Raw genomic sequence first — 18,766 nt, forward strand, 5'->3', positions numbered from 1 at the left:
GGGGGGGGGGGGGGGGGGGGGGGGGGGGCCCCGGGGGGGGCGGGCCCCCCCCCCCCCCCGCCCCCGCCCCCCCGGGGCGCCGCGGCCCCCCCCCCCCCCGAACTCCGACCCGCCGTCTCCTCACCCCCCCCGCCCGGGAGGGCGCCGTCCACCGACCGGTGGACCCCAGGTTCCACCGGTCGCTGCTGCCGCCGGCAACCCCCCGCCGACCAGCATCAAAGGCATGAAGAATCTCTCTGTTCGGATGGCGGGGTGGAGCGCAGGGCACCCCTGGCGGGCGGTGGCCGGCTGGCTCGTGTTCGTGGTGCTGTGCCTGGGGGCGGGGATCGCGGTCGGGAGCAATCCGGCCGCGTCCGAGGACTTCCGCATCGGCGAGGCGGGCCGGGGCGAGGCGTTGGCCGCCGACGGCGGGTTGCAGCAGCGGCCCGTGGAACACGTACTGATCACCTCACGGAGCGGCCCGCTGGCGCGGGACGCGGCGGACGCGGCGGCCCGGGAGGTGGTGACGCGGATGCGCGCACTGCCCGAGGTGCGCACGGTCGCGGACCCGGTGCGCGCCGCGGACGGGTCGGCGGTCCGGGTGCGGGTCACCATGGAGGGGCCCGAACTCGACGGCAAGAAGCACGTCGATCCGCTGCTCGCGCAGACCGCGGCGGTGCAGGAGCGCCACCCCGATCTGCGCGTCGAGGAGACCGGTTCGCCCTCGATCGGCAAGGGCGTGGACAAGCTGCGCGGCGACGACCTGGCCCGTACGGAGCTGATCGCGCTGCCGGTCACCCTCGTCACGCTGCTGCTGGTGTTCGCCTCGGTGGCGATGGCGCTGGTGCCGCTGCTCCTCGCGCTGACCTCGATCGCCGCCTCCATCGGCCTGTCGATGCTGGCCTCGCACGCCTTCCCCGACGCGGGCATCGGCACCAACGTCATCCTGCTCATCGGGCTCGCCGTCGGCGTGGACTACACGCTCTTCTACCTCAAGCGCGAACGCGAGGAACGGGCCCGCGCGGGCGGCAGCCTCTCGCCGCGGGCCGTGGTGGAGTTGGCCGCAGCCACCTCCGGGCGGGCCGTCGTCCTCTCCGGCCTCGCCGTCGCCGCCTCCTCCGCGACGCTCTTCCTCGTCGACGACGTCATCTTCTCCTCGATCGCGGTCGGCGCCGTCGTCGTCACCCTGGTCGCCGTGGTCAGCTCGCGGACCGTCCTGCCGGCCCTGCTGGCACTGCTCGGCGCCCGCGCCGAACGCCGCGCCCAGCGCCGGATCGCCCGCGGCAAGACCGCCACCCGCACCGGGCGGCAGCGCCGTACGGGACCGGGCCGGGCCACCACCGCGGTACTGGCCGTGGTGGCCAAGCGGCCCGCGGTGGCCCTTGCCGCCACCGTCGCCGCGCTGCTGGCACTGGCCGCCCCCGCGCTCAGCTTGAACCTCACCGACCTGGGCCGTGAGACGCACTCCAGGTCCATCACCGCCATGCAGGGCTACGACCGGCTGACCGCCGCCTTCCCCGAGCTCAAGGCCATGCACCAGGTGGTGGTGCGGGCGGACGCGGAGCGCGCCCCCGCCGTCAGGAAGGCGCTGCGCGACCTGGCCCGCGACGTCGCGGACGACCCGCGGCTGAACGGCCAGAGCTCCCTGGCCACCTCCGCGGACGGGCGGGTCAGCCTGCTCCAACTCCAGGTCCCGCACTACGTCAGCGCCGACGCGGCCAAGGACTCGCTGCGCTCGATCCGTACCGAGCACGTGCCGGCCACCGTCGGCCGGGTCGCCGGCGTGGAGGTCGCGGTCACCGGCGACGTCGCCAGGTACGCCGACTACCCCACCCACCAGAAGGAGAAGCTGCCGCTGGTCATCGTCGCGCTGCTGGTGGTGACGTTCGCGATGACGGTGTGGGCGTTCCGCTCCGTGGTGCTCGGCCTGGTGGGCGTGGTGCTGAACCTGCTGTCGGCCGCCGCGTCGATGGGCGTGCTGGTCCTCACCTTCCAACACTCCTGGGCCGAGGGCCTGCTCGACTACGAGTCCACCGGCTCGATCGGCTCCCGGGTGCCGCTGTTCCTGCTGGTGATCCTCTTCGGACTGTCCATGGACTACCAGGTGTTCGTGGTCAGCCGGATCAGGGAGGCGGTGCTGGCCGGGACCCCGACCCGGCAGGCCGTCATCGAGGGCATCGGCCGCTCGGCGACCGTGGTGACCAGCGCGGCCGTGGTCATGGTGACGGTCTTCGCCAGCTTCGTCGGCCTGCACCTGATGGAGATGAAGCAGATCGGCTACGTGCTGGCGGTCGCCGTACTCCTGGACGCGTTCGTCATCCGGATGCTGCTACTGCCGGCGCTGATGCTGCTGCTCGGCGAGGCCAACTGGTGGCCGTCGCGCACCGCGCGCAGGCCCAAGGCCCCGGCGGAACCACTGCCGGGCGCCCGCCCGCAGCAGGCCACCGACGACCTGGGAACCGTAGGCTGACCAGCATGGTCCCGCTGCCGCAGCCCGCCGACTGGTTCCTCGCCGTGCGGTTCCACCTCTGGTACGGCATCGTCTGGTTGCTCTTCGGGCTCGGCCCGGTCGCCCTGGCGGTGCGGGCCGCCGGGCCGGCCAGGCTGTGGACGGCGGTCGCGCTGCTGGCCCTGCTGGCCGCGGGCGACGGGGGCCTGCTCGCGCTGCGCAGCCGCCCGGTGCTGAGCGCCCGGGTACTGCTGATCGGCACCGCACTGCTGGTCGGGGCCGTCTCGTACGTGCTGGAGGGCGCCGCCGCGCTGTACGTGGTGGCGCTCCCGCAGTTCTGGGTCTTCGCGGACGGGCCGCGCGCCGCGATCAGGCTGAGCGGCTTCGCGGCGCTGGTCACCGCGCTGGCCGGGGTGCTGCCGCAGGGCTGGAGCCCGAACCTGCTCAGCGGCAACTTCCTCGCCACCCTCATCGGCTACGCGGCCGGTGTCGGGCTCGGCCTGCTGGCCTACCGCTTCATCGGCCTCACCCGGGCCAGGGCCGACGCGCTCGCCGCGGAACTCGCGCAGGCACAGGCCAGATTGGCCGAGGCGCACCAGCGGCAGGGCGCCGCCGACGAACGCGAACGCCTCGCCCGCGACATCCACGACACCCTCGCCCAGGGCTTCGCCTCGATCATCGTGCGGGCGGAGGCGGCGCGCTCGGGCCTGACCACCGACCCGGAGCGCAGCGCCCGACAACTCCGCTCCATCGAGCAGACGGCCCGCGAGAACCTCACCGAGGCCCGGGCGCTGGTGAGTTCGGCCCCCGGGCACGGCGTCGCGCCCGGTTCGCTGGCCGACGCGCTGCGCCGCACCCTGGACCGGTTCGCGCAGGACACCGGGCTCGCGGTGGCGGCGGAACTGCCGGAGGTGGCCTGCGACCAGCGGGCCAGGATCGCCCTGCTGCGCTGCGCCCAGGAGTCGCTGGCCAACGTCCGCAAGCACGCCGGGGCGACCACGGTCGGCGTGGTCCTCGCGCACCATCCGTACGGGGTCGAACTGGAACTGACCGACGACGGCCGCGGCTTCGTGGTGGCCACCGCCGAGGGCTTCGGCCTGGACGGCATGCGCCGCCGGCTCGCCGAACTCGGCGGCGAACTCCAGGTGACCAGCTCGCTCGGCGACGGCACCCGCGTCCTCGCGACCGTCCCCACGGCCGATCAGGGGGCGGCGGGGGAGGTGGAGGACGAGCGAGTTGGCGGGTCGGATGCGGCGGGTGGCCGTGGCGTACGGGGTGAGTAGGCGGCGTACGACGGAGATGACGTAGACGACTGACACGTACAGGCACCTACAGACACCTACAGACACGACGGATACGGCTGGTAGGAGGGGAGCGCGGGATGGTGGCCAGGACGGGTGGGGCAGCCGGGGAGGTGGGGGCCGGGGGTGCGAGTGGGCGGCGCATCCGGGTCCTGGTGGTGGACGACCACACGGTGATGCGGGCGGGCGTGATCGCCCTGTTGGCGCCGGAGCCCGGGGTCGAGGTCGTCGGCGAGGCGGCGGACGGCGCCGAGGCGGTCGAGCAGGTGCGGGCCCTGGAGCCCGATGTGGCCCTGCTCGACCTGCGGATGCCGCGGATGGACGGCGTGACGGCGACTGAGCGGATCATCGCCGGTGGGGCGCACACCCGGGTGCTGATCCTCACCACGTACGACACCGATGTGGAGATCGAGCGGGCGGTGGAGGCGGGCGCCGTCGGCTACCTGCTCAAGGACGCGTCGCGGGAACAGTTGGTCGCCGCGATCGAGTCCGCGGCCCGCGGCGAGACGGTCCTCGCGCCCCGGGTGGCCCAGCGGCTGGTCGCCAGGATGCGCCGGCCGGTCCAGGCCGCGCTGACCGGCCGCGAGGTGGAGGTGCTGGGCGCGGTGGCCGACGGCCTGTCCAACGCCGAGATCGGCCGCCGGCTGGTCATCGGCGAGGCGACCGTGAAGACCCATCTGCTGCGCATCTTCGCCAAGTTGGACGTGAGCGACCGCACGCACGCGGTGGTGGTGGCGATGGACCGCGGGCTGCTGGTCCGACCGGACGCGGGGGGTACGGGCCGGGGCTGAGGGGGAGTGCCGGGGCGTGGTGCCGTAACTCCCGCGGCGCGGCTGCGGAGGCGGCGAGCCCCGCGCAGCCGGCCGCCGGTCAGTCCTCCTGCGGTGACGTGGAGAGCACCTTGCCCTGCGGGCTGGCCTTCAGATAGCCGGAGCCGTACGCGTCGGAGAGGTAGACGCTCATGGTCGGGCCGTCGTTGAACGCCTGTGACGCGGGGCTGACGACGAGGTAGCGGCTGGTGGGGTGCTCGACGCCGAGCGTACGGTCCGCCGTGCGCAGCAGCCCGGGCACCGCGTCCCAGTCGAAGCCGTTCAGGTCGACCGGGGTCGCCGGGTCCGACTTGGTCCCGCCGGCACCTTCCCGGGTGGCGGACTCCCCGCCGCGGTAGGTGAACCGGTCGTACTTCTTGCTGCTGCCCTTCACCAACGCCTCGGCCGAGATGTGTTCGGGGTAGACCACGAGCTGGATGACCTGGCTGCCACCCATCACGGGCCGCAGCTTGTCGATGGCCTGCCGGATGCCGTCCGGGGTCAACAGGTCGACCTTTTCGGGCAGATCCGCCGAGGTGGGCGCCGACGGCTGGTTCGCGGTGCCGGGCCCCGGTTCGGTGGGCGCCCCGCTTTGGCTGGACCGCGCGCCCGGGTCGGGCGTCTCGCCCCCGCTGTCGCCCGGCGCCGGCAGCAGCCACCACAGCAGGACGCCGGTCAGGGCCGCGCCGGAGACCGCGAGGGTGATGGCGAGGGTACGGTTCCGGCGCACCCGGCGCCGCGCGTCGGCCGGATCGGGCGCCCCGGCCCCCGCCCCGATCCGGAACCGCCCGGCATCGGCCGCCGCACTCCGCCCGCTGCCGCGGGTGCCTCCCGTACCACCTGCGGCTCCGGTACCGGCCGTGCTCCCTGTACTGGCCGCGCCTCCCGTACCGGCCGCTCCGTACGCGCGCCCGCTGGCAGCCGCACCCGCCGCGGGCCGCGAAGCCGCGGAACCGGTGCCCGGGCTCGTGCCTGCGCCCGGGCTCGTGCCCGCACGGGGCCGTGCGGTGCCGGCCGCGCCCGCCGCGCCACCCGTACCGGCCGCGCCCGCCGAACCGCCGTTACGGGACGAGCCGTTCGCGCCCGAGCCGCCCGCGCTTCCGGAGCCACCCGGTGCGTCCGATATGCCTGACGTACCCGACGTGCCCGACGTACCCGACGTACCCGACGTACCCGACGCGCCCGCGGCGTACGGCCCCGGCGGGGTCGGTGGGGCGAGGTGGAAGGAGGTGGGGGCGGGCTCGCCGGCCGGCCGGTCCGCCACGGCCGGCGCAGCCGCCCCGCCGGCCCCGTCCGTCGCCCTGAGGTACCCGCCCGGCGCGCCCCCTGCCACTGTGACGTGTGCCACCCGGAACTGGCGAGAACCGGCCCTGGTGTTCTTGGTTACTGGCGAGTTAGGCTCCCCGGCACGAGCAGCACCCCTGCTCTGGCGGCCTGGTGACGCAGCCGCCATCCAGTGCAGTCGGTTCGGTGTTTTCGGCGTGTGGCGCGGCCCCGGGACAGGGCCTTCGCCGCCCGCCGCCACGGTCCCTGTGGGCACGGTTGCCCGCCGGGGGCCGCGCAACTCCTCAGTCGTCACCTCTCCCCGCGGCACGAGGCGGGGAACACCCCTGGAGTCTCGCGATGGACGTTCTCTCCACCCTCCCCACCCCTGAACCGCTGCCCCTGCACGCCGTGGCCGTCGTCGGCCTCGGCACCATGGGCGCCGGCATCGCGGAGGTGTTGGCCTGTGCGGGTCACCCCGTCATCGGGATCGACACCTCGGACGTCGCCGCCCGGCGGGCCGTTGCGGCGCTCGCCGCCTCCACCGCGCGGGCCGTGCGGCGCGGGCGGATCACCGAGCGGCAACGCCTGGACGCGCTCGCCAGGTTCCGTACCGCACCCGACCTGAGGGCCGCGGCCGATGCCGACCTGGTGATCGAGGTGGTGCCGGAGGACTACGCCACCAAGCACGCGGTGTTCACCGCGCTCGATGCGGTGGTGCGTACCGACACGATCCTGGCGACCGGCACCAACGCCCTGTCCGTGACCCGGCTCGCGGCCGATTCCGCCCACCCCGAACGCGTCCTGGGCCTGCACTTCTTCAACCCGGCCCCGGCCATGAAACTGGTCGAGGTGGTCTCGTCGGTGCTGACCGCGCCGGTGGCCGTCGCCTCGGTCACGGCGCTGGCGCGGGAGCTCGGCAAGGAGCCGGTCCCGGTCGGCGACCGGCCCGGGTTCGTCGCCGACGGGTTGCTGTTCGGCTACCTCAACCAGGCCGCGGCGATGTACGAGGCGAAGTACGCGTCCCGGGAGGACATCGACGCGGCGATGCGGCTTGGCTGCGGGTTGCCGATGGGGCCGCTCGCACTGCTCGACCTGATCGGCGTGGACACCGCCCGTACCGTCCTGGAGGCGATGTACGCGGCCGCGCACGACCGGCTGCACGCGCCCGCGCCCGTACTCGGCCAGCTCAGCGCGGCGGGGCTGACGGGGCGCAAGACGGGCCGCGGCTTCTACACCTACCAGGAGCCGGGCAGCGAGGTGGTGGTCCCGGACGCCGAGACGCCGAACGCCCGGACGTCGAACGCCCCCCAGGCGCCCGAGGTCCAGACACCCGCCGCCCAGACGTCCGGCGCCCAAACCCCCTACGCCGAGGCGCCCGTGGCCGGCGGAGGCCCGGCCCCGGTGCGCACCGTGGGCGTGGCCGGCTCCGGCACCATGGCCAGCGGCATCGCCGAGGTGTTCGCCGTCGGCGGGTACGCCGTGGTGCTCGCCGGGCGCGAGGCGGCGAAGGCCGAGCGGGCGAAGGCGCGGATCGCGAAGTCGCTGGGCCGCTCCGTGGCCAGGGGCCGGCTGACCGAAGCGGCCAGGGACGCGGCGCTGGCCCGGATCACCACCAGCGGGTCGCTCGCGGCGTTCGCCGACGTGGAGCTCGCGGTGGAGGCGGTCGCCGAGGACCTGACGGTCAAACAGCGGCTCTTCCACATGCTGGACGAGGTGTGCAAGCCGGGCGCGGTGCTGGCCACCACGACCTCCTCGCTGCCGGTCATCTCCTGCGCCCGGGCGACGTCCCGCCCGCAGGACGTGGTCGGCATGCACTTCTTCAACCCGGCGCCGGCGATGAAGCTGGTGGAGGTGGTGCGTACGGTGCTGACCTGCGACGCCGCGCACGCCACCGTGCGGCGGGTCTGCCACCAGGTGGGCAAGCACCCGGTGGACTGCGGGGACCGGGCCGGGTTCATCGTGAACGCGTTGCTGTTCCCCTACCTCAACAACGCCGTGAAGATGGTGCAGGAGCACTATGCGAGCCCGGACGACATCGACGCCGCGATGAAGCTCGGCGGCGGCTATCCGATGGGCCCCTTCGAACTGCTCGACGTGGTCGGCCTCGACGTGTCGCTGGCCATCGAGAAGGTGCTGCACCAGGCGTTCCGCGAGCCGGGCCTCGCGCCCGCGCCGCTGCTGGAACACCTGGTCGCGGCGGGCTGCCTGGGCCGCAAGACGGGCCGCGGCTTCCGCGAGCATGCACGGGCCTGAGCCGGCCGGCGCTCCGCGCGTAGCCGGCGGACAGCGGACCGGCACTCCCCACGCGGCGGCGGCCGACGGCAGCCCGGGCGCGGGACGGACACCGTCCCCGCACCCGCGGCCCTGGCCCCCGCCGGTGCCCGGGGCCGGGTGGGGCGGGCTGCTGGAACCGCCGGGCGCCGCGGCCCGGGACGGGCCCCGGGCCCGGGGCGCTGACCTGCCTTGGGGAAAAATGCAGTACGTTCCCCCCATGGCCCAGCCCGTAAAGTCCGCCCGTAACCAGCAAGCCACCGCAGGCAAGACGTCCGACGGCACCGAGAGCGCCAGCAGCCGTCGCGCCGCCGCGCAACGGCTGACCATGCGTCGCAAGCTCGCGGCTGCCGCCATGGACCTCTTCGCGGCCAAGGGGTACGAGGCGACGACGGTCGACGAGATCGCGGCCAGGGCGGGCGTCGCCCGCCGGACCTTCTTCCGGCACTTCCGCTCCAAGGAAGAGGCCATCTTCCCGGACCACGACGACACGCTGGTACGGGCCGAGGCCGTGCTGGAGGCCGCGCCCGCGCACGAGCACCCGCTCGACACCGTGTGCCGCGGCATCAAGGAGGTCATGCGGATGTACGCCGCCGACCCCGAGGTGTCGGTGGCCCGCTACCGGCTCACCCGCGAGGTGCCGACGCTGCGCGAGGCGGAGATCGCCTCAGTCGCCCGGTACGAGCGGCTGTTCACCCGCTATCTGCTCGGCCACTTCGACGAGACGGCACACCGGGACGGCAACGACGACCCGCTGTTGGCCGAGGTCGCCGCGTCCGCCGTGGTCACCGCGCACAACCACGTGCTGCGGCGGTGGCTGCGGGCCAACGGCGACGGCGATGTGGAGGCGCAGCTCGACCACGCCTTCGCCATCGTGCGCAAGACGTTCGGCACCGGCTTCCGGGCCTACCGGCCCACCGACGAGCGGCCCGCCGCGCTGGTCTCGGCCAGCGGTGAGGTGCTGGTCGCGGTGGCGCGCACGGACGCGCCGCTGTCCGAGGTGATGCGCGCCATCGAGCGGGCGATCCCGCAGCGCTGACCGCTTGTTGGACACCCCGGCCGAACGGTCCGCCCACCTGCGGGGATGACCTCGGCCCGTACGCGCCGCCACGCGCGGGCCCGTACGCGCGCGTGGCCCCGTACATGAGGCGGGCGCGTACGCGTAAGCCCGTACGCACACGGCCCGTCAGCACAGGGCCCGTACGCACACGGCCCGTACGCACACGGCCCGTACGCACAGGGCGCCGTCACCGAACGAACCGATCCGCTCGCCGCACGCAACGGCCGCCCCGCCCGGGGCGGCCGTTCTTGCTCATGCGTGCATCGAGGATGACAACTGAGAGAAATTGTTGGCACCCAGTGTCTTGTCGCATGGCACGCGGTGCCATACGTTGAGGTTGTCCGAGCGGCCGGCGCGTAGCAGAAGTCTCGCGTGTCGGCTGTCCCCGCACCGTCGTTGCGCGCCCGGACGCCTGCGTCACAGGCACCTTCGTCCCGCCCGGCCCAGCGGCACCCCACCACCAGCGGGGGCCGAGCCCGACGGGACCCCGCACCGCCCTGCGCCAGCACGCCGAACCGACGGCACGCATCCGCAACCCCAGCGCACCAGCACCAGCACATATCCGCACATCCCCATATCCGCATATCCGCACTCCCTGCACTGACCGCAGCGTTCCCCCAAGCGTCCCCAAGCGCTCGCCGGAGGCCCATCGATGAACGAAATCCTGGATGCGATCCTCGCCCCGGACAGCACGCCCGCGGACTTCGCCGCCCTGCCGCTGCCCTCCTCGTACCGCGCGGTGACCGTCCACAGGGACGAGGCCGAGATGTTCGACGGGCTGCCCAGCCGGGAGAAGGACCCGCGCAAGTCGCTGCACGTGGAAGAGGTGGCGGTGCCCGAACTCGGCCCCGGGGAAGCGCTGGTCGCGGTCATGGCCAGCTCGGTCAACTACAACTCCGTGTGGACCTCGATCTTCGAGCCCGTCTCGACCTTCGCCTTCCTTGAGCGGTACGGGCGGCTCTCACCGCTCGCCAAGCGGCACGACCTGCCGTACCACGTCATCGGCTCGGACCTGGCGGGGGTGGTGCTGCGCACCGGGCCCGGCGTCAACGCCTGGCGGCCGGGCGACGAGGTGGTCGCGCACTGCCTGTCGGTCGAGTTGGAGTCGGCGGACGGCCACGACGACACCATGCTCGACCCGGAACAGCGCATCTGGGGCTTCGAGACCAACTTCGGCGGCCTCGCCGAACTCGCCCTGGTCAAGTCCAACCAGCTCATGCCGAAGCCGGGGCACCTCAGTTGGGAGGAGGCCGCGGCGCCCGGGCTCGTCAACTCCACCGCGTACCGGCAGTTGGTATCGCGCAACGGGGCCGGCCTCAAGCAGGGCGACAACGTGCTGATCTGGGGCGCCAGCGGGGGCCTCGGCTCGTACGCCACGCAGTTCGCGCTGGCCGGCGGGGCCACCCCGATCTGTGTGGTCTCCAGTGCGCAGAAGGCCGAGATCTGCCGGCGGATGGGCGCCGAGGCGATCATCGACCGCAGCGCGGAGGGCTACCGGTTCTGGAAGGACGAACGGGCCCAGGACCCGCGCGAGTGGAAGCGGTTCGGCAAGCGCATCCGCGAACTGACCGGCGGCGAGGACGTGGACATCGTCTTCGAGCACCCCGGCCGCGACACCTTCGGCGCCTCCGTCTACGTCACCCGCAAGGGCGGCACCATCGTGACCTGCGCCTCCACCTCCGGCTACACCCACGAGTACGACAACCGCTATCTGTGGATGTCGCTCAAGAAGATCGTCGGCTCGCACTTCGCCAACTACCGCGAGGCGTGGGAGGCCAACCGGCTGGTCGCCAAGGGGAAGATCCACCCCACCCTGTCGAAGACCTACCGCCTGCACGAGACCGGCCAGGCCGCGTACGACGTACACCGCAACCTGCACCAGGGCAAGGTCGGCGTCCTGGCCCTCGCCCCCGAAGAGGGCCTGGGAATCCGGAACGAAGAGCTGCGCTCCCAGCACATCGACGCTATTAATCGTTTCCGCGACGCGTAGCGGAGTGGAAGATCAACCGCAGTCGCGACGCGTAGCGGAGTGGACAGACGGACGCAGCCGCGACACGGAGCGGGTCGGCACCGACCGGAGCGACCCGCCAGACTCACCAGACTCTTCGAACGGTTGAGGTACAGACCCATATGACTGAGCGTCACAAGGATCGTCCGTGGCTGATGCGGACGTACGCCGGGCACTCCACCGCCGAGGCGTCCAACGCGCTGTACCGGCGCAATCTCGCCAAGGGGCAGACCGGCCTCTCGGTCGCGTTCGACCTGCCGACCCAGACCGGGTACGACCCCGATCACGTGCTGGCCCGTGGCGAGGTGGGCCGGGTCGGGGTGCCGGTGTCCCATCTGGGGGACGTGCGGCGGCTGTTCCAGGACATACCGCTGGAGCGGACCAACACCTCCATGACCATCAACGCGACGGCGATGTGGCTGCTGGCGCTCTACCAGGTGGTGGCCGAGGAGCAGGGCGCGGACCTCGCCCAGTTGGCCGGCACCACGCAGAACGACATCGTCAAGGAGTACCTGTCGCGCGGCACGCACGTCTTCCCGCCGGGCCCGAGCCTGCGGCTGACCACCGACACGATCACGTACACGGTCAACCACCTCCCCAAGTGGAACCCGATCAACATCTGTAGCTACCACCTCCAGGAGGCCGGGGCGACCCCGGTGCAGGAGATCGCGTACGCCATGAGCACGGCCGTCGCCGTCCTGGACGCCGTACGCGATTCGGGGCAGGTGCCGCAGGAGCGGTTCGGCGATGTGGTCGGCCGCATCTCGTTCTTCGTCAACGCGGGCGTACGGTTCATCGAGGAGATGTGCAAGATGCGCGCCTTCGGGCGCATCTGGGACCAGATCACGCACCAGCGGTACGGGGTGCAGGAGCCCAAGCAGCGCCGGTTCCGCTACGGCGTGCAGGTCAACTCGCTCGGCCTGACCGAGGCGCAGCCCGAGAACAACGTCCAGCGGATCGTCCTGGAGATGCTCGCCGTCACCCTCTCCAAGGACGCCCGCGCCCGGGCCGTACAGCTCCCGGCCTGGAACGAGGCGCTCGGCCTGCCCCGGCCCTGGGACCAGCAGTGGTCGCTGCGCATCCAGCAGGTCCTGGCGCACGAGAGCGACCTGTTGGAGTACGCGGACATCTTCGCCGGGTCGCACGTCATCGAGGCGAAGGTGGCCGCCCTCACCGCCGACGCACTGGCCGAGATGGCGCGCATCGAGGAGATGGGCGGGGCGATGGCCGCCGTCGAGTCCGGCTACCTCAAGTCGCAGTTGGTCGCCTCGCACGCGGAGCGGCGGGCCAGGATCGAGGCGGGCGACGAACGAATCGTGGGCGTCAACTGCTTCACCACCACCGAGCCGAGCCCGCTGACCGCCGATCTCGACACCGCGATCATGACGGTGGACCCGGCGAACGAGGCCAAGGTGGTGTCCGCGCTGCACCGTTGGCAGGAGGACCGCGACGAGGCCCGCGCGCAGGAGGCGCTGGCCGCGCTGAAGGCCGCGGCGGCCGGCAGCGACAACCTGATGGGGCCGACCCTGGCCTGCGTGCGGGCGGGGGTGACCACCGGCGAGTGGTCGTGGGCGCTGCGCGAGGTGTTCGGCGAGTACCGCGCGCCGACCGGGGTGAGCGGCGCCCCGCTCGCGCTGTCGGCCGAACCTGGCAGCACGCTGGCCGCGGTGCGCGACAAGGTCGCCAAGACGGCGGCCGACCTCGGCGTCGGCAAGTTGCGGCTGCTGGTCGGCAAGCCCGGCCTCGACGGGCACAGCAACGGTGCGGAACAGATCGCCGTACGGGCCAGGGACGCCGGCTTCGAAGTGGTCTACCAGGGCATCAGGCTCACGCCCGAGCAGATCGTGGCGGCGGCCGTCGCGGAGGACGTGCACTGCGTCGGCCTGTCGATCCTGTCCGGGTCACACGCCGCGCTGGTGCCGGACGTGCTCGACAGGTTGCGTGCGGCCGGGGCCGGCGGCAGCGTCCCCGGGGCTGCGCCGTTCGACGGCGGTGCGGCTGGCGTCGGGGCGTCCGGCGCGGGTACGGCTGACGTCGGCGCGGCCGGTGCCGACCCTCGTACCGCCGCCGACCCCGCCCCCGGCACCGAACCCAGCGCCACCCCCGGGACCGCTACCGAACCCGGCTCCGCCCCCGACCCCCGTGCCGCCGGTTCCGGCGATTCGGTGGACGCTCCCATTCCGGTGGTCGTCGGTGGGATCATCCCGGCGGCGGACGCCCGTGCGCTGCGCGCCGCGGGCGTGGCAGCCGTCTTCACGCCGAAGGACTTCGGCATCACCGAGATCATCGGCCGTATCGTCGATGAGATCCGCACAGCGAACCAGCTCGACCCCTTGGAGGCCACCGCATGATCGCCCGCCCGTCCGCGTCGTCCGCAGGCCGGCTGCGCCCGCGCCGCTCCTGCCTCGCCGTGCCAGGCAGCAACCCCCGGTTCCTGGAGAAGGCCCAGGGGCTCCCCGCCGACCAGGTGTTCCTGGACCTGGAGGACGCGTGCGCGCCGCTGGCCAAGGAGGCCGCGCGGCACGCCATCGTGCACGCGCTGAACAGCGGCGACTGGAGCGGCAAGACCCGGGTGGTGCGGGTCAACGACTGGACCACGCACTGGACGTACCGGGACGTCATCACCGTGGTGGAGGGCGCCGGGCCGAACCTGGACTGCATCATGCTGCCCAAGGTGCAGGACGCCCAGCAGATCGTGGCGCTGGACCTGTTGCTCACCCAGATCGAGCAGACGATGGGCTTCACGGTGGGCCGGATCGGCATCGAGGCGCAGATCGAGAACGCCAAGGGTCTGGTGAACGTGGACGAGATCGCCGCCGCCTCGCCCCGCATGGAGACCATCGTCTTCGGCCCGGCCGACTTCATGGCCTCCATCAACATGAAGTCGCTGGTGGTGGGCGAGCAGCCGCCGGGCTACCCGGCCGACGCGTACCACTACATCCTGATGCGGATTCTGATGGCGGCCAGGGCGCACGACCTCCAGGCCATCGACGGCCCGTACTTGCAGATCAAGAACGTGGACGGGTTCCGTGCGGTGGCCGGGCGGGCCGCGGCGCTCGGCTTCGACGGCAAGTGGGTGCTGCACCCGGGGCAGATCGATGCCGCCAACGAGGTGTTCTCGCCCTCCCAGGAGGACTTCGACCACGCCGAACTGATCCTGGACGCGTACGCGTGGTCCACCTCGGAGGCCGGCGGCAAGAAGGGCTCGGCGATGCTCGGCGACGAGATGATCGACGAGGCCAGCCGCAAGATGGCGCTGGTGATCGCGGGCAAGGGCCGGGCCGCCGGCCTGCACCGCACCAGCAAGTTCGAGCCGCCGACCGGCTGAGCCCGGCGGCCCGCCGCAGGCCGAGTAGGGGCGTCCGGCCACCCCGTCGCGCTCGGGCGGGGCGTCCGCCGAGCTCGCCCCGGGCCCAGCAGAGGCGCCCGGCCGCCCCGTTGCACCCGGTAGGGGTGGCCGGCCGTCCGCCGCGCACCCCTACCGCGTACCCCACGCCCCATCAGACCGCAGCACGCCGGGCCGCCTCGGCCCGGGTGCCATCCGGAGGGACAGCAACCATGCAGTTCGGCCGCACCTACGAGGAGTTCACGGTCGGTGAGGTGTACCAGCACTGGCCGGGCAAGACCATCACCGAGTACGACGACCACCTGTTCTGTCTGCTCACCATGAACCACCACCCGCTGCACCTCGACGCGCACTACGCGGAGCAGACCACCGACTTCGGCAAGAACGTGGTGGTCGGCAACTACGTCTACTCGCTGTTGCTCGGCATGTCCGTGCCCGACGTGTCCGGCAAGGCCATCGCCAACCTGGAGGTCGAGTCGCTGCGGCACGTGGCGCCGACCTTCCACGGCGACACGCTGTACGGCCAGACCGAGGTGTTGGACAAGACCCCGTCGCGGTCCAAGCCGGACCGCGGCATCGTCTCGGTGGAGACCAAGGGCTACACCCAGGACGGCACCCTGGTCTGCGTGTTCCGGCGCAAGGTGATGGTGCCCAACGCCACGTACGTCGCGGAGCGCGGCGGCGAGCAGCCCGGCCGGCCGGTCCTGCGCGAACCCGGCAGACCCAGCGAACCCGGCAAGCCCGGCCGTCCCGAGAAGCCCAACGAGCCGAGCGGGCCCCGCGAGCCGGGCGGACCCGCCAAGTCCGGCCCGCCCGAGGGGACGGACACGCCCGCCGCCCCGGCCCCCGTGAAGTGAGGAACAGCGATGAGCCGACTCGCCCAGACCGATGGCCTCACCGAAATCCAGCGCGAAATACTCGCCACCGTAAGAGATTTTGTCGACAAGGAGATCCTCCCGGTCGCCACCGAGTTGGAACACCGCGACGAATATCCGAGCCAGATCGTCGAGGGGCTCAAGGAACTCGGCGTCTTCGGGCTGATGATTCCCGAAGAATACGGCGGACTCGGCGAGTCGCTGCTCACCTACGCACTGTGCGTGGAGGAGATCGCCCGCGGCTGGATGAGCGTCTCGGGCATCATCAATACGCACTTCATCGTGGCGTACCTGCTGAAGCAACACGGCACCGAAGAACAGAAGGACCACTTCCTGCCGCGCATGGCGGCGGGCGAGGTCCGTGGCGCGTTCTCGATGTCCGAGCCGGCCCTCGGCTCAGATGTGTCATCCATCACATCCAAGGGCGTACGGGACGGCGATGACTTCCTCCTCACCGGCCAGAAGATGTGGCTCACCAATGGCGGAACCTCGTCACTGGTGGCGGTCTTGTGCCGGACCGACGAGGGATTGTCGCCAGCCGACGCGGCGGCCAAGCCGCACCGCTCGATGACGACGTTCCTGGTCGAGAAGGAGCCCGGGTTCGGCGAGGTGCGGCCCGGCCTGACCATCCCCGGCAAGATCGAGAAGATGGGGTACAAGGGCGTCGACACCACCGAGTTGATCATGGACGGGCTGCGCATCCCGGCCGACCGGGTGCTCGGCGGCCGTACGGGACGCGGCTTCTACCAGATGATGGACGGGGTCGAGGTCGGACGCGTCAATGTTGCGGCCCGTGGCTGCGGCGTCGCGCAGCGCGCCTTTGAGCTGGGCGTTTCCTATGCCCAGCAGCGCCATACGTTCGGCAAGCCGATCGCCCAGCACCAGGCGATCCAGTTCAAACTGGCAGAAATGGGAACCAAGGTCGAAGCCGCGCATGCGATGATGGTCAATGCGGCCCGCAAGAAGGACGCCGGGCAGCGCAACGACCTCGAAGCAGGCATGGCCAAGTACCTGGCCTCCGAGTACTGCAAAGAGGTCGTGGAGGACGCCTTCCGCATCCACGGCGGTTACGGCTTCTCCAAGGAATACGAGATCGAGCGTCTCTACCGCGAGGCGCCCATGCTCCTCATCGGCGAGGGCACCGCTGAGATCCAGAAAATGATCATCGGGCGCCGCCTCCTGGAGGAGTACCGCTTCCAGGGGTGATTGTCCGGTTCAGGGTGGTTTTTTCGAGAACTACATCACAGCCCGTCACTGCTCTTCAGCCACCGACTGGCCCTGGCGCTTGCCCAGTTGCCGCCCGCAACCGATACCATCCCGGAAAAGCCGCCGTCCCCTTTTTCGCTAAGCGGCACCCTCCGCTACGAAGGTCATCCATGCCCCACAGCTCTTCCACTGCACGTCGCGCACGCGTACGCCTAGCGCGCGGAGCGTCGCCGTGGCTCCTGCCAACCGTCGCCACGGCGGCTGTGAGCCTGGCCCGCTCCCGTCGCTCGGGGCGCTGGGCTGCCGCCGCCGTGCCCGCCACCGCGCTCGCGGCGGGCATGCTGTGGTTCTTCCGTGACCCCGAGCGCGAGATCGCGCAGGGCCGGGTCATCTCCCCCGCCGACGGCGTGGTGCAGAGCATCATGCCGTGGAAGGACGGACGGACCCGGGTCGCGATCTTCATGAGCCCGTTGAACGTCCATGTCAACCGCGCGCCGCTGGCGGGCACGGTGACCTCGGTCGAGCACATCCCCGGCGGGTTCGTCCCGGCGTTCAACAAGGAGAGCGAGAACAACGAGCGCGTTGTCTGGCACTTCGACACCGAGCTCGGGGACATCGAGATGGTCCAGATCGCCGGGGCCGTCGCCCGTCGCATCGTGCCGTACGTGCCGCAGGGCACCAAGGTCGAGCAGGGTGAGCGGATCGGTCTGATCCGCTTCGGTGCGCGGGTCGACATCTACCTCCCGGAAGGTGTCGAGACCGCGGTCGAGGTCGGCGAGACCACCACCGCGGGGGTGACTCGCCTTGACCGTAGTTGATCCGGAAACCCAGACCGCCTGGGTTCCCGAGGCCGAGGAAGGCGCGGACGACGCGGACGACATGCCGCTGTCCACGCGGCTCTCGATAGCGGACACGCTCACCCTCGGCAACGCCACCTGCGGCTTCATGGCCGTGTACTTCACCACCACCGGCGTCCTCATCCCGCACCTGACGGGGAACGAGGACGGTGGCATGGCCCGGCACAGCGCGGCCACCGCGGTCATGCTGATGCTGCTGGCCTCGGTCTTCGACCTCTTCGACGGGCTCGTGGCGCGCAAGCTGCGCAGCTCGGCGATGGGCGCGGAGCTGGACAACCTCTCCGACCTGATCAGCTTCGGGCTCGCCCCGGCGTACTTCGTCGTGGTGTGGGGCATGGTCGCCGACGACGCGTACCAGCGGGTGTCGGCGGTGGCCGCGATCGTGGTCCTGCTCGCCGTCGTGCTCAGACTCGCACGGTTCTCGTGCACCACGCTGCGCGACGGCGTCTTCCAGGGCATGCCGAGCCCCTTCGGGGCGCTGACCGTGATCTCCGTGGTCCTGCTTGAGCTCCCGTTCTTCCCGACGCTGCTGGCCATCGTGGGCGTGGCCTGGCTGATGGTGAGCCGCGTGGAGTACCCGAAGCCGCGCGGGCTGCTCGCACTGGCCATGCTCGGCTGGATCATGCTGAGCATGGGCCTGCTGGCTGCCTGGGCCTTCGAGGCGCCCGGCGGGGAGCTGCTGCTCCAGACCGGCTGTGCGCTCCAGGTGGTGCTCGGGGCGGTGATCCCGCTGTTCGCGACGGCACGGCGGGTCAACACGTTCCGCGACAACCGCCGCGAGGCCCGGGCCACGCAGCTCCCGTAGCCCGCACACTCCCATACGTCACCGAAGGGCCCGAGCCATGTGCTCGGGCCCTTCGGCGTACCGGCGGGCGACGTCGTGGCGGGGCCGGCGCGCTGGCGGACCTGGGGTGCGCGGGGGCTGCGGCGTACGAGGCCTCCGGGCGGGCTGTGGCTGTGCGGGCCGCTGGCGTACGGGGCCTCCTGCGGGGTGCGGCTGTGGCCGTACGGCCCCGCGGCATACGGGGCCTCCGCGGGGCGGGGCCACCGGCGAGGAGCTTGGGGCTCAGGTCAGGTAGTCCGCCGCGATGTGCGCGGCCAGGCGTTCGACGAGGGGGCCGGCGGCGGCCATGGAGCGGGCCTGGTCGGGTTCGATGGCGCTCAGGGCGTACGCGCGCTCCAGGCCGGGGGGGGGCCCCGGGGCCGCGGGCCGGCCCCCCCCCCCCCCCCCCCCCCCCCCCCCCCCCCCCCCCCCCCCCGCCGGCGCCCCCCCGCCCCCCCCCCCCCCCCCCCCCCCCCCCCCCCCCCCCGGGCCCCCCCCCCCCCCCCCCCCCCGGGA

The 18,766-nt window shown here is 72.4% G+C and carries 12 protein-coding genes and 3 pseudogenes; 13 read left to right on the forward strand and 2 right to left on the reverse strand.

The window, feature by feature from the left end:
- The 4 genes and pseudogenes from AAHZ94_RS10390 to AAHZ94_RS10405 all read left to right on the forward strand — a co-directional run.
- Window positions 1-227, forward strand: a pseudogene (locus AAHZ94_RS10390) (hypothetical protein); the annotation flags it as partial.
- Window positions 224-2,449: an MMPL family transporter gene (locus tag AAHZ94_RS10395; RefSeq protein WP_349992405.1), complete on the forward strand. Its 2,226-nt coding sequence runs from the start codon at window positions 224-226 to the stop codon at window positions 2,447-2,449. The pseudogene AAHZ94_RS10390 and the gene AAHZ94_RS10395, both read left to right, overlap by 4 nt.
- Window positions 2,450-2,454: 5 nt before the next feature.
- Complete coding sequence (locus tag AAHZ94_RS10400; RefSeq protein WP_349992406.1) at window positions 2,455-3,711, forward strand: sensor histidine kinase; 1,257 nt, start codon at window positions 2,455-2,457, stop codon at window positions 3,709-3,711.
- Between the two features lie 98 nt (window positions 3,712-3,809).
- The gene (locus AAHZ94_RS10405) at window positions 3,810-4,520 is read left to right on the forward strand and encodes a response regulator (protein WP_349992407.1); all 711 of its coding nucleotides are present in this window, start codon (window positions 3,810-3,812) and stop codon (window positions 4,518-4,520) included.
- 79 nt (window positions 4,521-4,599) lie between these two features.
- Here the strand turns inward: AAHZ94_RS10405 and AAHZ94_RS10410 are convergent, their stop codons facing one another.
- Window positions 4,600-5,268 (reverse strand): hypothetical protein, encoded by a 669-nt coding sequence (locus tag AAHZ94_RS10410; protein WP_349992408.1) that lies wholly within the window; start codon window positions 5,266-5,268, stop codon window positions 4,600-4,602.
- An 893-nt stretch (window positions 5,269-6,161) separates the two neighbouring features.
- Here AAHZ94_RS10410 and AAHZ94_RS10415 point away from each other — a divergent pair.
- The 9 genes and pseudogenes from AAHZ94_RS10415 to pssA all read left to right on the forward strand — a co-directional run bounded on the left by AAHZ94_RS10415 (window position 6,162) and on the right by pssA (window position 18,232).
- Window positions 6,162-8,057: a 3-hydroxyacyl-CoA dehydrogenase family protein gene (locus AAHZ94_RS10415; RefSeq protein ID WP_349992409.1), complete on the forward strand. Its 1,896-nt coding sequence runs from the start codon at window positions 6,162-6,164 to the stop codon at window positions 8,055-8,057.
- A gap of 220 nt (window positions 8,058-8,277) precedes the next feature.
- Window positions 8,278-9,114, forward strand: coding sequence for a TetR family transcriptional regulator (locus AAHZ94_RS10420; protein ID WP_349992410.1), 837 nt, complete (start codon window positions 8,278-8,280; stop codon window positions 9,112-9,114).
- Window positions 9,115-9,787: 673 nt separating this feature from the next.
- Window positions 9,788-11,125: a crotonyl-CoA carboxylase/reductase gene (gene ccrA / locus AAHZ94_RS10425; RefSeq protein ID WP_349992411.1), complete on the forward strand. Its 1,338-nt coding sequence runs from the start codon at window positions 9,788-9,790 to the stop codon at window positions 11,123-11,125.
- A gap of 140 nt (window positions 11,126-11,265) precedes the next feature.
- The gene (locus tag AAHZ94_RS10430) at window positions 11,266-13,494 is read left to right on the forward strand and encodes a methylmalonyl-CoA mutase family protein (RefSeq protein ID WP_502964634.1); all 2,229 of its coding nucleotides are present in this window, start codon (window positions 11,266-11,268) and stop codon (window positions 13,492-13,494) included.
- Window positions 13,491-14,471 carry an HpcH/HpaI aldolase/citrate lyase family protein gene (locus tag AAHZ94_RS10435; protein WP_349992412.1) on the forward strand — a complete coding sequence of 327 codons (981 nt, stop codon included), beginning with the start codon at window positions 13,491-13,493 and terminating at the stop codon, window positions 14,469-14,471. The genes AAHZ94_RS10430 and AAHZ94_RS10435 overlap by 4 nt, the downstream gene beginning before the upstream one ends.
- Window positions 14,472-14,701: 230 nt before the next feature.
- A pseudogene (locus AAHZ94_RS10440) lies at window positions 14,702-15,220 on the forward strand (MaoC family dehydratase); the annotation flags it as partial.
- A gap of 135 nt (window positions 15,221-15,355) precedes the next feature.
- Window positions 15,356-16,570 (forward strand): acyl-CoA dehydrogenase family protein, encoded by a 1,215-nt coding sequence (locus AAHZ94_RS10445; RefSeq protein WP_349992413.1) that lies wholly within the window; start codon window positions 15,356-15,358, stop codon window positions 16,568-16,570.
- A 170-nt stretch (window positions 16,571-16,740) separates the two neighbouring features.
- Window positions 16,741-17,388, forward strand: a complete 648-nt coding sequence (locus AAHZ94_RS10450) for a phosphatidylserine decarboxylase (protein WP_349992414.1) — start codon at window positions 16,741-16,743, stop codon at window positions 17,386-17,388.
- Window positions 17,375-18,232 carry a CDP-diacylglycerol--serine O-phosphatidyltransferase gene (gene pssA, locus AAHZ94_RS10455; protein WP_349992416.1) on the forward strand — a complete coding sequence of 286 codons (858 nt, stop codon included), beginning with the start codon at window positions 17,375-17,377 and terminating at the stop codon, window positions 18,230-18,232. The genes AAHZ94_RS10450 and pssA overlap by 14 nt, the downstream gene beginning before the upstream one ends.
- A gap of 261 nt (window positions 18,233-18,493) precedes the next feature.
- Here the strand turns inward: pssA and AAHZ94_RS10460 are convergent.
- Window positions 18,494-18,766, reverse strand: a pseudogene (locus AAHZ94_RS10460) (hypothetical protein); the annotation flags it as partial.

This window comes from Streptomyces sp. HSW2009 (genome assembly GCF_040240285.1).
In the GTDB taxonomy this organism is placed as follows: Bacteria; Actinomycetota; Actinomycetes; order Streptomycetales; family Streptomycetaceae; genus Streptomyces.